This window comes from Oleidesulfovibrio sp. (assembly GCF_047973035.1).
Classification (GTDB): Bacteria; Desulfobacterota; Desulfovibrionia; order Desulfovibrionales; family Desulfovibrionaceae; genus Oleidesulfovibrio.
On record NZ_JBKEBF010000010.1, the window covers coordinates 26,211 to 41,495 of the forward strand.

General features: G+C 52.2%; 14 protein-coding genes. All 14 read right to left on the reverse strand.

The features are described from left to right. Window positions 1-2: 2 nt before the first annotated feature. The 14 genes from ACK5LI_RS02455 to ACK5LI_RS02520 all read right to left on the reverse strand — a co-directional run bounded on the left by ACK5LI_RS02455 (window position 3) and on the right by ACK5LI_RS02520 (window position 15,281). Window positions 3-2,252 (reverse strand): molybdopterin oxidoreductase family protein, encoded by a 2,250-nt coding sequence (locus tag ACK5LI_RS02455; protein ID WP_416946047.1) that lies wholly within the window; start codon window positions 2,250-2,252, stop codon window positions 3-5. Between the two features lie 11 nt (window positions 2,253-2,263). Beyond that, window positions 2,264-2,731: a hypothetical protein gene (locus ACK5LI_RS02460; RefSeq protein WP_416946048.1), complete on the reverse strand. Its 468-nt coding sequence runs from the start codon at window positions 2,729-2,731 to the stop codon at window positions 2,264-2,266. Next, window positions 2,732-3,316 carry a cytochrome c3 family protein gene (locus ACK5LI_RS02465; protein WP_416946049.1) on the reverse strand — a complete coding sequence of 195 codons (585 nt, stop codon included), beginning with the start codon at window positions 3,314-3,316 and terminating at the stop codon, window positions 2,732-2,734. It abuts the gene before it with no gap. A 564-nt stretch (window positions 3,317-3,880) separates the two neighbouring features. Then, window positions 3,881-4,759, reverse strand: coding sequence for a glycerophosphodiester phosphodiesterase (locus ACK5LI_RS02470; RefSeq protein WP_416946050.1), 879 nt, complete (start codon window positions 4,757-4,759; stop codon window positions 3,881-3,883). Then, a complete protein-coding gene (locus tag ACK5LI_RS02475; RefSeq protein WP_416946051.1) occupies window positions 4,756-5,610 on the reverse strand; it encodes an ABC transporter permease in 855 nt (284 codons plus the stop codon). The genes ACK5LI_RS02470 and ACK5LI_RS02475 overlap by 4 nt, the downstream gene beginning before the upstream one ends. After that, entirely contained in the window at window positions 5,607-6,458 is an 852-nt protein-coding gene (locus ACK5LI_RS02480; protein ID WP_416946082.1) for an ABC transporter permease, read from the reverse strand. Before ACK5LI_RS02480 ends, ACK5LI_RS02475 begins: the two co-directional genes overlap by 4 nt. Before the next feature lie 11 nt (window positions 6,459-6,469). Further along, window positions 6,470-7,588: an ABC transporter ATP-binding protein gene (locus ACK5LI_RS02485; RefSeq protein WP_416946052.1), complete on the reverse strand. Its 1,119-nt coding sequence runs from the start codon at window positions 7,586-7,588 to the stop codon at window positions 6,470-6,472. Between the two features lie 77 nt (window positions 7,589-7,665). Continuing rightward, window positions 7,666-8,724, reverse strand: coding sequence for an extracellular solute-binding protein (locus tag ACK5LI_RS02490; RefSeq protein WP_416946053.1), 1,059 nt, complete (start codon window positions 8,722-8,724; stop codon window positions 7,666-7,668). 416 nt (window positions 8,725-9,140) lie between these two features. Then, the gene (gene ybaK / locus ACK5LI_RS02495) at window positions 9,141-9,608 is read right to left on the reverse strand and encodes a Cys-tRNA(Pro) deacylase (protein WP_416946054.1); all 468 of its coding nucleotides are present in this window, start codon (window positions 9,606-9,608) and stop codon (window positions 9,141-9,143) included. A 337-nt stretch (window positions 9,609-9,945) separates the two neighbouring features. Further along, window positions 9,946-11,367, reverse strand: a complete 1,422-nt coding sequence (pyk, locus tag ACK5LI_RS02500) for a pyruvate kinase (protein ID WP_416946055.1) — start codon at window positions 11,365-11,367, stop codon at window positions 9,946-9,948. A gap of 9 nt (window positions 11,368-11,376) precedes the next feature. After that, entirely contained in the window at window positions 11,377-12,549 is a 1,173-nt protein-coding gene (locus tag ACK5LI_RS02505; protein ID WP_416946056.1) for an inorganic phosphate transporter, read from the reverse strand. Between the two features lie 9 nt (window positions 12,550-12,558). Further along, complete coding sequence (locus ACK5LI_RS02510; RefSeq protein WP_416946057.1) at window positions 12,559-13,194, reverse strand: DUF47 domain-containing protein; 636 nt, start codon at window positions 13,192-13,194, stop codon at window positions 12,559-12,561. A 132-nt stretch (window positions 13,195-13,326) separates the two neighbouring features. Further along, window positions 13,327-14,805 (reverse strand): tripartite tricarboxylate transporter permease, encoded by a 1,479-nt coding sequence (locus tag ACK5LI_RS02515; RefSeq protein WP_416946058.1) that lies wholly within the window; start codon window positions 14,803-14,805, stop codon window positions 13,327-13,329. Window positions 14,806-14,816: 11 nt separating this feature from the next. After that, a complete protein-coding gene (locus tag ACK5LI_RS02520) occupies window positions 14,817-15,281 on the reverse strand; it encodes a tripartite tricarboxylate transporter TctB family protein (RefSeq protein WP_416946059.1) in 465 nt (154 codons plus the stop codon). Between the last annotated feature and the right edge of the window lie 4 nt (window positions 15,282-15,285).

Sequence of the window (15,285 nt, forward strand, 5' to 3'; positions counted from 1 at the left end):
AGCTATGCCTTTTCCACCTTGCACGAACATATTTTGAATTCAGGCTGCTTTGAGCCGGGGTCAATGGCGTCCACTGTCAGGTTGTTCACCACCAGCTTCGGGTCAAACCACGGCACAAACACCAGCCCGGGCTCGCAGACATCACCAACGCGGGCGTCGAACAGCATCTCGCCGCGGCGGGTAGTCAGCTTAACCTTATCGCCGTGCTGAATGCTCATGCGCTCCGCGTCCTTAACGTTGACCTCGACATACGCATGCGGGAATGAGCGGGCGATTTCCGGCACTTTTCCTGTCATGGTTGCGGTGTGCCAGTGGTCAATAACGCGGCCGGTGGTAAGCACGAACGGATACTCTTCGCTCACCTGTTCTGCCGGCGGCTTCTGCGGGCGCAACCACGCGACGGCTTTGCCGTCCGGCTTGCCGTAGAACCAGTATTTATCAGGATGGTCTGCTGGAATATTGGGGTCTTCACCGCGCACATAGCGGATATTGGTTCCGGGATGGTCTTCCGTGGGGCAGGGCCACAGGATGCCGGATTCTTTCTTCAGGCGTTCACGCGTGATGCCCCTGAAGTTATATGGCGTTGTGGCAGAAATATTCCGCCATTCTTCCCATACATCATCAGAGTTACGATACGGCACAAGTCTGGGATCAACGCCTATCCGCTTCGCCAGTTCAACAAGAATATTCACGCTGGGACGACACTGCCCCGGAGGTTCAATGGCCTGTTCGACCAGCGCATAACGCCGCTCTGTGCAGCCATACACGCCGGTACGCTCTACCCAGAAAGCCGGCGGTAAAACCACATCGGCATATTCCAGCGAAATGGCATCGCCGAACGCCTCGATAGCCACGATGAAGGTTTTTTTCATTCCTTCAAGATACTTGGTAACGTTTGGCAACGACTGCGCGGGGTTTGTACACAACGTAAGCAGTGTCTTCACTTTGCCGTCGTTCATGGCCTGAAACAGCGCCATGGTGTGCAGGCCCGGTTTCGGATTAAGCGAATCTTTAGGCAGGCCCCACAGTTCTTCCATCTGATTACGGTGTTCCTGCTTTGCTACAAGGCGTCCGGCAGGAAGCAGATGTGAGAGACTGCCCGTATCACGCACACCGCCACATGCGTTAGGCTGACCGGTCAGTGACAACGGCGTGGAGCCGGGCTTGCCGATTTTGCCTGTTATCAGATGCAGATTGTGAATCAGGTTGTTCGCCCATACCCCGCGGATACGCTGGTTGATCCCCATGCACCACATCGAGGTTGTGGCGGATGCCTGAGCAAACATAAGCGCCGCCTGCCGTATCTGGTCTGCGGGAATACCGCACAACTCAGCCACGTCTTCCGGTTTGTATTCTTCCAGAAACTCCTTGTACGCTTCAAAACCGACGGTGTTCCCTTCACCATCCTTAAAATTCACGTACTTTGAATGGAATCTGTAATCGTCCAGTTCCTCATGGACAATCACATATGCCATGGAGTTAAGCAGAGCGAGGTCGTAACCGGCAATAGTGTTCAGATGCAGGTCAGCAATGCGTGATGTATTTGTCGTACGCGGGTCGCAGACGATAATCTTCACGTTAGTGTCGTTCTGTTTGCGGGCGGCAATACGCCGGAACAACACAGGGTGGCATTCAGATGTATTCGAACCGATGATGAAGAAACATGTGGCCGCGTCGATATCCTTATACGACCCCATGGGCTCGTCCTTACCAAAAGTGCTCACGTAGCCGCCCACCGCGGATGCCATGCACAGACGGGGGTTGCCTTCTACGTTATTGGACTTCAACCCTGCTTTGAATATTTTGTTGGCAAGGTAGGTTTCTTCCGTCAATGCCTGCCCTGAGCCGTAATAGGCCACGGCATCGGGACCGCCTTCGGCAAGAGCGCCTTTAAACTTTGACGCAGCCAAATCAAGCGCTTCATCCCATGATACCGGTACAAGCTTGCCGTCCTTGCGTACCAGCGGCTCCGTAATACGGTCTTTTGCATAGATAACAGGAGCCAGCAATGCGCCTTTCAGACACAGCAGCCCCTGATTGTGGTTATTGGGATCTCCTTTAACGGTAATCACCTTACCGTCCTTTACCCCCACCATAACGCCGCAACCTGTTCCGCAGTAACGGCATACACCTTTCACCCAGTTCTGCACCTTGTCATCAGGACCCGCGGCAAACACATTCGGAATACCAAGAGCCATAAAAGCAGAAGCTGCAGCTGCACTTTTTATAAATTCCCTTCTGGATATGGGCATCGCATCGCTCCTTATTGCTCAATGGTCTTTTTGGACTCAGTCCGGGTGTACGCGTCGTGATGCACAGAATTGGAATGATATCTGTGGCAGTCGTTACACTCGGCACGCATACCGTATTTTTCCTGCATGACCTTGATGGCAGGGTCATGACAGCGACGACATACATAGTCGGGGTCCGGATTGGCAGAAAACACGATTGAGCCTTTGCCGTCCGGCTGGCCGTGACATACAAAGCACTTTACCAGCAGTACGCCATGCTTGGACTCGTACCAGTCCTGCGCAATCTTCGGAGTGGCTTTGATGTGGCAACTGTAGCAGTCGCCAGCCTCTTCCGGACTGTCGAGGTGCTTTGCGGCTTCGCATTTTGTGCCGGAAAGTGCTCTGGGAGCATAAAAATATACCGCACCGCCAACGATCAGCAGAATAAGAACGCCCCAGACGATCCACCTGCGAATACAGAAGTAACTTCCATCTTTCATTTAAAGTCCTTCCTTATCTTTAGGGAGATTTGCAGAAAATTCGGCATTAACGGTGTACCGCCTGTCAAAGTCAGGCAGGTGAGCCATATTGTGATGGCAGTCCGCGCACCCTTTATCGGTGCACCCGTTTTTGCCCAGATAGGCTTCGTGTGCGAGTTTGCCTTCTAATGATATGGGCTTGTCCTTGGTTGTCTTCATCAGGTCTTCATGACAACTGCGACATGCTGCATCATCAATGAACGTGCGGGCGGAAACCTGCAGTTCGGCACGATAAAAGTCATTTTCCGGATCACCAAAGTTGTGCACCAGCACATCTTTGACTCCCAGATATGTCTTCACCACAACATAGGTCGGACCTACGTCATATGGCAAATGACATTGCACACACTTGATGGGCTTTTTGTCCTTATCTACAGCGTGCGGTGATTTTTCCAGCTCTGTAAGATGCCGTTTCATTTCATGGCACGAAGTACAGAACTCGTTGCTGGATGTAGCCTGAAAGGCAAAAGCGACTCCTCCTACCAGTATGACAGCCAGAACAATCAACCCTGCCAGCCATCCTTTTTTCGGCACCGGGTCCTTCATTTATGGCCTCCTCCTTAAGCGTGCCTGCGAAATATCTTCGTCTCCCCTGCTTCCTTTACTCACAACATATTGCTACTTTTACTATTTTCTAATTCACTGTTTGCAAAAAATCAGACAATTGCTCAAGTCAGAATGAAGACTATTCCTGATAAAAAACAGCCAAGAGCGACCTGAAAATTGCACATCTGGCAACTCACGACAAAAAACACACATTACAAATGTATTAAGCTGCAAAAACAACAACATGAAAAACGTGGCTCATACAAAATGAACATCATAAAAATACAACATTGCTATACACCATTATCAACATGTACATAGATATATAGAATTAAGTCAATGCCCTATATCCATAATCATGCCGCATTTGCAGTTGTTTTAAAAAATATTATATATTTCCGGAGCATTATACGTTCATCGCAACTGCAGGATATCATGCTGCCCGAACAACGTTGCAGAACAGCAGGACAGCTCCCCATACAATCTTTGCAAACCATTCCGGCAGATAAAAAAGGCGCACCCCTTACGGGATGCGCCTTTTGAGATGGACAATGCTAACTGAGATTATTTCTTACGCAAAGCAGCCAGAAGATGTTGCGGGACATCGGTGATGATGGCACGCGCTCCGGCTTTATAAAACTCTTTGGCTTTATCCAGATCGTTTACCGTCCATAAATTCACAGTAATGCCAAGCTCCGCCAGCTCACGCACCAGTTCGGGAGAGGTCATAGTGTGGTCGGGATGGTACGTGTTAGCACCGACACCCTTTACATAACCTGCAATGCCGCTGGCAGTGCCGTCGGCAGGATGCGCTGTCTCCGGCGTTTCGCCTTCGCTCAGCACTGCAAGGGGCAATTCGGCCCACTGATTGTGTGCTTCACGCAGGTAACCGTGATTAAACGATGACAAAAGCACCAGATCATCGCACTCTTCAGCCTGAATAGTATCCAGAACCTCTGTGACAACGCGCATATCCTCAGGAGCATACCGTTGGTCTTTAATTTCGATATTCACGGGAAACTTGTGCTGCCGGGCAAAGCGCAGCGCTTCTGCCAGCGTAGGCACCGGTTCACCTTCCATGGCAGCCAGAGCGCCCTCGGTCACTTCACCGCTGGCAATAGTTCCGAACGGGTCCTTACGCACAAACCAGCTACCGGCATCCAGCCTGCGCAGCTGCGTAAACTCGTAGTGTGCCGTATCAAGAGGCGGTACAACTCCATCCGCTCCGGCAAACTTACGAGCCGCATCGGTTGTGCGTTCCAGAGTAGGGTCGTGCACAACCATCAGAACGCCGTCCTTCGAACGCTGGACGTCCAGTTCCCAGCAATGGGCGCCGCACTCCAGCGCCTTAAACGCCGCGAGCATGGTGTTTTCCGGCGCAATGGAACGAGCGCCGCGATGCGCACATACTGCGCGCTTTGGAACCAGATTATAAAACATCATTCCGCCTTTCGACTGAAGTACAGATTGAAAAGCACCAATATGGAGGTGCCGACAATCAGCAAAAATGAAATAGAGTTGATCACGGGCGTACTACCGTCACGTACCTGCAAGTACAGGTTGATGGGTAGTGTAGGGCTGGAGCCCACCAAAAACAAGGTAGTATTGAAGTTCTCAAAACTCATGAGAAATGCTACAGCCCCTGCGCCTATAATGGCGGGCCGCAAAAACGGCAATGTAATATATCTGATAACCTCGAAACGGTTTGCGCCAAGATTAAGCGCTGCCTCCTCCAGACTGCGGTCAAACTTACGCAATCTGGCAGAAACAACCAGCGTTACAAACGTGGTGATAAACGAAAACTGACCGACAACCACAAGCCAGAAGCTTGGCCGTAACCACTCGATATCCAGCCCAAAATTAATATCAAAAAATGCGCCTACCGTATTTGCGGCAAGAAGCTGAGAAATACCCAGAATAACACCTGGAATAACCAGCGGGGCAAGCATCAGCATGTACAGCACACCTTTGAAGCGGAACTCTTCCTGCTCAAACAGAAAGCTTGCGCAAGTGCCCACAAGCACACTGAACAGTGAAACCCAGAAAGCTGTCTGTACGCTGGTCAGCATGGCACGCAGATTCTGGCTGTCGTGAAAAATGCCCACCCGCTCCGGCCCGGCAGAAAAAAACCAGTCCAGACTAAAGCCATACCACGGCAACGAAGGAAAATCGGAATTGTTAAACGCCAATACGCAGGTAACCACCAGCGGCGCAAACAAAAACACAAAATAGGCCACGGCAAACATGTGGAACGACCACAGATACGACCTTGCATTGGGCAGTGAGCGAATCATGACGCCACCTCGCCCAGCTTCTGGCCCGTAATTTTAAGCCCCGCCCACACGATAACAGAGCTGAGTGCAAGCAGCAGGAACCCGAATGCCGAGCCCTGATTCCAGTTAAAGCTGGCAATGAACTGGTTATAAATCTGCTCGGTAAACCACAGCGAATTTTTACCGCCCATCAGGTTGGGGGTAAGGTAGTTGCCCAGGGTCAGCATGAACACCACAATGCACCCCGAAGAGATGCCCGGCTTGCAATGCGGAATAATAATCGTGCGCCAGATGCACACCCGCCCCGCGCCAAGGTCATAGGCAGCTTCAATCAGGCTGTCGTCCAGACTTTCCATAACGGAAATCAGCGGCACCACCATAAAAAGCATCGACGTGTACACAAGCCCCATGACCATGGTCACATCATTGTACAGCATCTCCACGGGTGCATCGACCATGCCCAGCTTGAGCATAAAAAAGTTCAGCACGCCCGATTCGCGCAGCAGAATCATCCATCCGTACACGCGCACCAGTTCGCTTACCCAGAACGGCAGCAAAAGCAGCACCATAAGCGCGCCGGAAAGCTGCGGACGCACCACCTTGGCAATATAAAACGCCACCGGCAGTCCGATGACCAGCGTGCATAGCGTAGTCAGCACCGCATATGTCGCTGTGCGCACAAACGTAAGCCAGTAGATGGGCTCTTCAAAAAAAGTCCGGTAATTTTCCAGTGTCCAGCCGGGGTTGGTAAAACTGTCACCGCGAAAGCTCATGTACAAAAGATCAAGGTGCGGCAGGACGATAAAAAGCACCAGCCAGCACAGCACCGGCGCCAGAAAAATCACAAATGCCAGACGCGATTGCTGCATTCCTGTTGTACTCATGCAGCCCCCTCCGCATCATGAACAAATACATCGTCAGCGCCCGCGGCAAAGCAGATGCCGGAATCGGGGTTCCAGCCCACGGTCAGCTGCCTGCCTGCTTCCAGATTTTCAATAACCCTGTTCTGCGGCAGGCGTACAAGCAGTTCATGTCCCTGCTCCGTCACGGTAAGCAGGCGGCTGTTGGCCCCATCAAACAATATGGCCCGCAGCGTTACCGTAAACACGTTCATGCCCTTTGTATCGGCAGGTTCCACCAGCATTGCTTCGGGTCGCAAAAACAGATTCACCCGCCGGCCTGCGGCACAGTCATGCATGGCACGGGCGCGGAAGGTATAGCCTTCGTCAGTCTGCAGCACCACGGCATCGCCGCTGCATTCGGTCACGCTGCCTGCCCATCTGTTGTTATCACCCACAAAACGGGCAACAAACGGCGTTGCGGGGTTGCCGTACAGTTCCTGCGGCGTTCCCACCTGCTCAAACGCGCCGCGGTTCATCACCGCCACACGGTCAGACATAACCAATGCTTCCGACTGGTCATGGGTAATGTAGATAAATGTTGTGCCTACCTTGGCCTGTAACTTTTTCAGTTCAACTTTCATCTGTTCGCGCAGCTTAAGGTCCAGCGCGCCCAACGGTTCGTCCAGCAGCAGAACAGAAGGCTCCAGCACAAGACACCGTGCAATGGCAACACGCTGCTTCTGTCCGCCGGAAAGCTGCTGAATACGCTTGGCGCCGAAATCAGGCAGTCCAACCCTTTCCAGAATAGCTTCTGTACGCTTGTGCGCCTCCTGCCCTTTCACACCGCGGCGGTTAAGTCCAAAGGCGATATTCTCTGCCACGGTCATCATGGGAAACAAGGCAAGGTGCTGAAACACCAGATTTACCGGCCGCTTGTTGGGCAGCACGTTAGCCATGTCATTGCCGCGTATGGCAATGGTGCCGCTGGTAGGCGCCTCGAACCCTGCCACCATGCGCAGCAACGTTGTCTTGCCGCAGCCGGAAGGCCCGAGAATAGAAAAAAAAGACCCCGTGGGCACATCAAGGTTAATGTTATCCACCGCAACGAAGTCGCCGAACCGCTTGGTAAGATTGCGCAAAGACAGATCGTTTGTCATGTGTATTTTCAGACTGTTATGCAAACACGGGACGACTTGCGTCGTCCCGTGCGTACTGTTGTGCAGGTAGCAGGCCGTTAGTTGGCTGCTTTTACTTTATCAAGGGTTTTGCCTTCCATAGCCTCAAGCTGAGCAGGGACAGGCGGGTACCACTTGATGTTGTCGATGGTTGCAGGCGGGAAAGAACGCTCGAAATTAGCGCGAACTTCGGGCTTCACGTGCTGGTTTGCACCGGCAGAAGCAGTAGGCACGGCTTCCTCGGAGGTAAACAGACCTGCATTTTCGGGGCGCATCATAAAGTTGATCCACTTGTAGGCGGCATCAACATTTTTGGCCTTTGCAGGAATGGCAAAGGTATCAATCCAGCCTAGAGCGCCTTCTTCAGGAGCAACAAAGTCGATGGCAGCATTTTCGGCGTGCAGTTTCCAGCCGCCGTTATCCCATGCCATGGCTACAAAAACTTCGCCGGAACGCATGGACTCAAGCAGTGCGTCACCGTTTGCCCAGTAGTTTTTCACCAGCGGTTTGGCATCAATCAGAGTTTTTTCGATGTGATTGAGCATTTCCTGATACTTTGCTGCATCGGCATACAGGTCAAAGGGGTCGTATCCGAGGGCAAAGCCCATGGCGATAATGGTGGGACGCTTCAGGCGGTAGCTTACACGGCCTTTGTTCTTTTCATCCAGCAGTGCCTTCCACGAGGTCGCACCGGAAGCTTTCTCGCTGTTCACGATAAGGCCGGAAGTACCCCAGCAGAAAGGTACTGCATGAGAGTTACCGTCAACCAGCGTGTTTTTCTTTACCGCTTCCAGCATGGAAGGAATAAACAGAGCTGATTCAATGCGGGAGTAATCGATGGGCTGATACAATTTGTAGGCGGCCTGTACCGATGAAATACGGTCCTGGCTGGGCTGGGCAAGGTCAAAACCGGCACCGCGGGTGGCGCGCAGTTTGGCAATCATTTCTTCGTTGTTGGAGTAGGTTACTTCAACCTTGATGCCCGTTTCTTTTTCAAACTTTTCTACAAGCTGCTTAGGGGCATAGCCTTTCCAGGTCAGCAGTTTCAAAGGTTCGGCGTGTGCGATACCAGCGGTTGCAAACACGGCAAGAACCAACAGAATCAACAGTCTTTTCATCCCTAACCTCTTCGCGTTGTGTATGGTTTAAAAAATGCCGTAACTACCGGCACAAACATCCCAACATTACCGCATGGTGTGTCAGCAAAAAGACGAATTCGTTACGATTGCGCCATGACGCGTACCGCAGGAGACGGCAATAGAACGCAGGCACCCCACAGCCTGAAACGCGCATTATAGCAGCACTTACCCTGCATACAGTAAAAATGTAAAAAAGTGTATACTAAACAGGTTACATGATGCAGCAAAAAAAGGCCGCAACCCTTGCGGCTGCGGCCTTCAACGAAATTCCGTATTTTTGCTGTCAATTAATTTCACCTGCATCCGGCAGGGAATGCAGCTCCTGTAATTCTTCAAACAACACTTCGGTGTCGATTTCATTCAAAACTGCTCAGTTCCACAAAACGCTTCAGGGCTTATCTGGCAATAGGAGCAAAGCTTGCCTTCGTCAGCATGGCAAGGTCCGCGGGAGCCAGCTCTATGTCCAGCCCGCGCCGTCCGCCGCTGACAAACATAGTCTGACAGCTTTCGGCGGAAGCATCGATAACAGTCTGCAGTCTTTTCTTCTGCCCCAACGGGCTGACCCCGCCAACAACATACCCTGTGGTCCGCTCTGCCAGTTTCACATCTGCAAGAGCAACCTTTTTTGCTCCCACGGCTTTGGCAAACAGCTTTAAATCAAGGTGTTGCATAACCGGCAAAACGGCTACAAACAAGACTTTGCCGCCATCACTGACAACCAGAGTCTTGAACACTCTTTCGGGTTCCACCTCAAGCTTTTCTGCGGCTTCTATACCGTAAGATTCGGCATTGGGGTCGTGGTCATACTCATGTACCACGTAGGTAATTTTCGCTTTTTTCGCTGTGTTGATTGCAGGAGTCATAGTACTTCACCATAAAAAAAATTCGAGGAACCATCAAACCATGTGCGGCAATGCGGCACTTCGCTCTATCCCCCCATGCCGTCAAAGGCAAGCATATGGCAAAATTCAGACAGAAAGCAGCCTGTCCGGCACAGATCCTGCCGGATTATCAGGCGCCGGGTACAAAAAAAGCAAGGCCCCTTCTGTTGCCAGAAGGGGCCGATGAAATAGCTTGCAGGCTGTACTCCGTTAATCATGCTTCGCTTCGAAGCTCTCCTGATCGTATCACCTTGGTTTTTTTATGCACATCAGGAGAGGGAGGAGTTTTCCCCGAAACTGACATGACGTCCGGACTGCGCTATTTCTGAAAGATTTCAATCTTATTGGTATACGGCTCCGGCTGTCCCAGATCCACGGAATGCGTGCTGAGAACCACCGTATCGCCGGAATTAAACAATTCCGATTCCGTCACAAAGTTCTTCAATCTGGTTGTATGGCGTGCTTCTTCTTCCGTGCAGAGCACAGGATTAACACCCCAAACAAAATTAAGCGCCTTCACCGTGTTGATACGGGGGGACAACGCGAACACGTCGTGCTGCGGTCTGCGCGATGAGATATTACGCGCAGTCAGTCCGCTTTCTGTATGGCACACCAGCGCTCTGCTCTTGAAGTTGTTCGCCAGCAGGCACGATGCGTACGCCATATACTTTCCGGAGTTGGAACCCTCTTTGGGCATCCACGGAGTCTGGGCGCGTTCGTGATAGTACACTTCCGCAGTCGTGGCGATATCGCGAATGGTATTGACAACTTCAACCGGATTAGACCCGATCGCAGTTTCCTCAGACAGCATCACGCAGTCGGCACCGTCTACCATGGCGTTGGTCACGTCAGAGGCTTCCGCACGAGTGGGCACCACGTTGTTGACCATCGAAAGCATCATCTGAGTAGCAATGATAACAGGCTTCTGCGCATGACGGCAGGCGCGGATGATACGCTTCTGGATGGTGGGCACCTCTGCCAGCGAGCATTCAAGCGCCAGATCGCCGCGGGCAACCATCAACGCATCACACACTTCAACCAAAGCATCCAAATTATCAACGGCATTCTGGCGTTCAATCTTGGCAATAATGGGAACGCGGCGACCGCAACGATCCATTTCATCAATAAGATCCTGAATGTCCTGAGCAGTCTGCACAAAAGAAAGGGCAAAGGCATCCAGTCCCAGCTCCAGACCTTCGCGCACATCAATGCGGTCTTTGTCGGTCAAAGCAGCCACGGGGTGGAATTTACCGGGGAACGTGATTCCCTTGTTCGAGGTCAGCAGTCCGCTGTTCTGCGCTTCCAGTTCAAACAGACGGTCCTTTTCAATCACGCGAGCAACCTTGAACTGCAAAAGACCATCGGCAAGAATCACGCGCATGCCTTCCTCAAGCCCGATGAGCAGCTCAGGGAAATCCAGCGGCAAAAACACCTTGTCTGCGGCATGCGGATCGGCATCAGGAACGCCCAGCAAAAGCAGCTGGTCTTTTTCCACCTGTCTGGGAGAATCAGCAACAGCACCGATACGGGTTTTGGGACCGCACAGGTCACCCATCGCCGTCAACGGAATATTCAGTTCTTTTTCAAGCTCGCGGATAATGCCCAGCGCAGATACAAAGCCGTCCGCTTTGGAGTGAGAAAAGTTAAGGCGGAAGATTCGCACACCGCTTTCAACCATCGCACGCATAATGTCTTTATTTGTCGATGCGGGGCCAAGGGTGGCGATAATTTTAGTTTTCATTGAAACCTCCTATCCTTTTACATCAAATTGTGGCGCTGCCACAGGAGCGGACAACGGTGCGGTACTAAAGGGGGCAGGCCCCTTATTGATGGAATCCTGAAACTCAACTACTGCCGGCGGAACGCTGGCCACAGCAGCACCGTCGTACACGCGCTGGTGGAATACATTCTGCAGAATCGAAAGGCATACGTAGCTGATGATGCATGCGAAAACAGGTGCCGCAATCCAGCTGCATGCAATGCCGCCGACAGTTTTCCAACGGATTCCCCTGCCCCCTTTCAGAAGGCCCATCCCGATAACGGCGCCCACAATCGCTTGCGAGCTGGATACCGGAACAAGCGGCAGCGCAGGCAGACCATGACTGAGCAGCCAAGACTCAAGGCCCTTGGAAGAAAATAAGAATAGCACAACCGAATGCGCCCACACAGCAACAAACGCCATGACAGGGGAAAGCCGGAAAATGCCCCCGCCCACGGTCATCATGGTTTCTTTTGAGTAGGTGAAAACACCCACCGCAATGGCAATGCCGCCGATGAAAAACAGAATCTGCGCGGACGAAAGGTGCAACCAGTTAAACAGCGTCACTTCGGTAAAAGGCGAAACCGGAACAAATACGCCCACAACGTTGGCAATGTTGTTTGCGCCCAGGGAATAAGACCCGAAGGCTCCGACGATAATCAGCCCGTAACGTGTCCATGTATCCAGCTTGAACAGATGGATTTTACAACGCAGAATAATAGTTGTGACAAGTTTATAGCAGATGACGGCGGCAGCTGCCGAAAGCAGCGGGCATGCCACCCAGGTCATGACAATCTTGGTCAGTTGCTGCGTGTCTGTGCTTGTGCCGGAAAAAAAGTTCCAGCCGATGATGGCACCGACAATAGCCTGCGAAGTCGAGGCAGGGTATCTGGCGCGCGTCATCAGGTACACGCTGACCGCAGCGGCAAAGGCCACAACAAACGCCCCGCCAAGAGCATCAATGGCCCCCAGCTTGCCAAGCGTCTCTGATGCGCCCGCGCCGCTGACAACTGCACCCAGTAGTACAAAAATACCGCAGCAGATGGCAGCAGTCCTGAATTTGACCATTCGGGAACCAACGGCGGTACCAAACACGTTGGCAGCGTCGTTGGCCCCCAAGGACCACCCGAGAAAAAGGCCGCTGGAAAGAAATATAAGAGACACGGCTAGTTCCTAAAATGCACGTTTAAGGACATAAATTGCCAGACTGTCGGCCATATCTTCTGCCTGATCCGCAATGGCATCCACGTGTCGTACAAAAGCGCCAAGCTGCAGGCTTTCACACAGCTCAAGCTCTTCAGAACGGAAAATAGCAGTCTGCAGTTTGGTGGATATCTTATCCGCCTCGGCTTCCCAGAACGGAACCTTGTGCAGGTGGTCATGCACGGCTGAAATATTTTTAAAGAACGAGCGGACGGAAACCGTTACAGCCTCTTCGGCTTCAACAACGGTCTGCACCAGCGCCAGCAGGTCTTTAATCATGTGGTCGCGAAAGTTGGGACGCTCGATTTCAAAGCGGAACATGGAACCCTTGAACCGGCCCAGAAGAGAGTCCATGCTTTCAATAAGTTTAAGCACGTCACCGCGGGATTCAGGAATAAGCGTGCGCCTGTACAACAAGTCTTCAATCGCACGACGCAAGTCGTCCGCATGACGCTCTACATCTGTGATCTGATCCAGCGTTTCTTTAAATGTCTCGTAATCTTTGCTGGTATACGCTTCGATTCCACGCTTGTAGATAAGCCCGGATTCACTCACCAGATCGATAAAGGCATCAACTTTATGTTCAATGCCAGTTCTTTTACGCAATATTCCACCGAACGACATAACAGTTCCCTTAGTGCGATTTTTACGCGGTTATTGCTTTAAAAGGCCCCTGCCCCGCCGGCGGGCTGAACATCAGCCCGCCGGACAAGCATCGATGGGACAGGGACCTGTACATTACGCCTCAGAGGCGCGATTCTTTTTATAGATACTATAAAGAGGTGGCACCATTAATGCCAGCGTCAAGGCCCACAGAACCATTGCATGCGGGCTTTCAAAGAAGATCGCATAGCTGCCCTTGCTCATGATAAGAGCCTGAGCAAAGCCTGTTTCCGCAATCGGGCCGAGAATCAGCCCCAGAATTAACGCGCCTAGCGAGAATCCTGTCTTTTGCAGCAGAACTGCACCGATACCGAACAGCAGGCAGATAAATACGTCCAGTACGCTGTTATGCATGGCGTAAGAGCCAAGAACCGAGAACAGGCACACGGTCGGAATAAGCAGTTCGGTAGGAGTCAGAGATATACGGGCGAAGTACGGAGCCATGTACAGGCCCAGCACCAGAAACACGACGTTTGCAATAAACAGAGAGAAGATGAACGCATACGTCATGGTGCCGTATCTGGTGAACAGTTCAGGACCGGGAATCAGGCCGTGAACCAGCAGACCGCCCATAAGCGCAGCAGCAACACTGTTACCGGGAATACCCAGAGTCAGCGTGGGTACCAGCGAGCCGCCAACGCAGCCGTTGTTGCCGGCTTCGGCAGCAGCGATACCTTCAGGGTTGCCTTTACCGAACAGTTCAGGATTTTTAGAGCGTCGCTTGGCAACGTTGTACGAAAGGAACGCGGCGATAGTTGCACCTTCACCGGGCAGAATACCAACCAGCGTACCGGTACCGGAACCAAGACCGATGTAGCGCAGCAGGCCTTTGGGCATGGGTTCGCGCTTGATTTCGGTTACCATTGCGGCGTTGTCCACAACACATTTTTTACCGGTCAGTGCCAGCATCTGCGAAATGGAGAACATACCGATAAGAACCGGCATAAAGGCAACGCCTTCGTACAGGTCAGTCAGACCGGCTGTGTAACGAAGCATACCGGAAATGGGGTCGGTACCGACTACGGCGATAATCAGACCGAGCAAGCCGGAGATGATGGCTTTGACAAGACCAGTGTCTTCGTCAGTCATGGATACGATACCTGCAAGACCGAGAAGTGCCAGCAGGAAATATTCTGGCGGCCCGAAAGAAAGGGCAAAAATAGCCAGTACCGGAGCAAGGATGAGCAGGACGAAAGTGGAGAACACCCCCCCGCAGAAGCTGGAAATAACGGACACTTTAAGTGCCAGACCAGCGCGCCCCTGCTGCGTGAGCGGATATCCTTCCATTGCAGTGGCAACCGCGGCAGGAGTGCCGGGTGTGCGCAGCAGAATGGCAGGAATGGAACCGCCGTACATGGCGCCGCAGTAAACGCCGCCCATAAGGACAAGCCCGATAAGCGGATCAAGTGTAAACGTTACCGGAATAAGCAGTGCAACCGCCATGGTTGCTGTCAGCCCCGGCATCCCCCCGACGACAACACCTGACACGGTGCCGATGACCACCGCGAGTAGTGCAGGCCACGTAAGAAGCGCAGATAATGACTCAAGAAGCATGTATCAGTCCCCTATCCAAACAGACTGCTGACAGGCATATAAACACCCAGCAGTTTTTCAAAAACAAAGTACACGAAGCCCAGAACGCCGCCCGACGTCAGAATAATGGACAGGGGCTTGCGGGCACCCAGCATAACCATAGTAACAGGCAGGAAGATTGCCGAAGCCAGATAGAATCCGAGGAATTCGAATCCGGCAGCGTACAGCAGGAGCAGGACAACAAGCAGCCAGAAAGGTCTGGGCGCTGCTGCGATTTTCAGCTTTTCCTGCTGCTTTTCCTTTGCCTTACCTTTGGCCCGCATAGAGAGTATAATTTGAAGTACGCACAGGATACCGGTACTTAGTCCGAGAAAGCGTACATACTCTGCCGTCGAGCCCTGAACGGATTTCGGGTAGGAAGCGGTGCTGCTGAACAGCAGCACCGCAAGCACCAAAAATCCGCCAAGAAGTATTAACTCAGCGTATTTTTTCGGCATATGT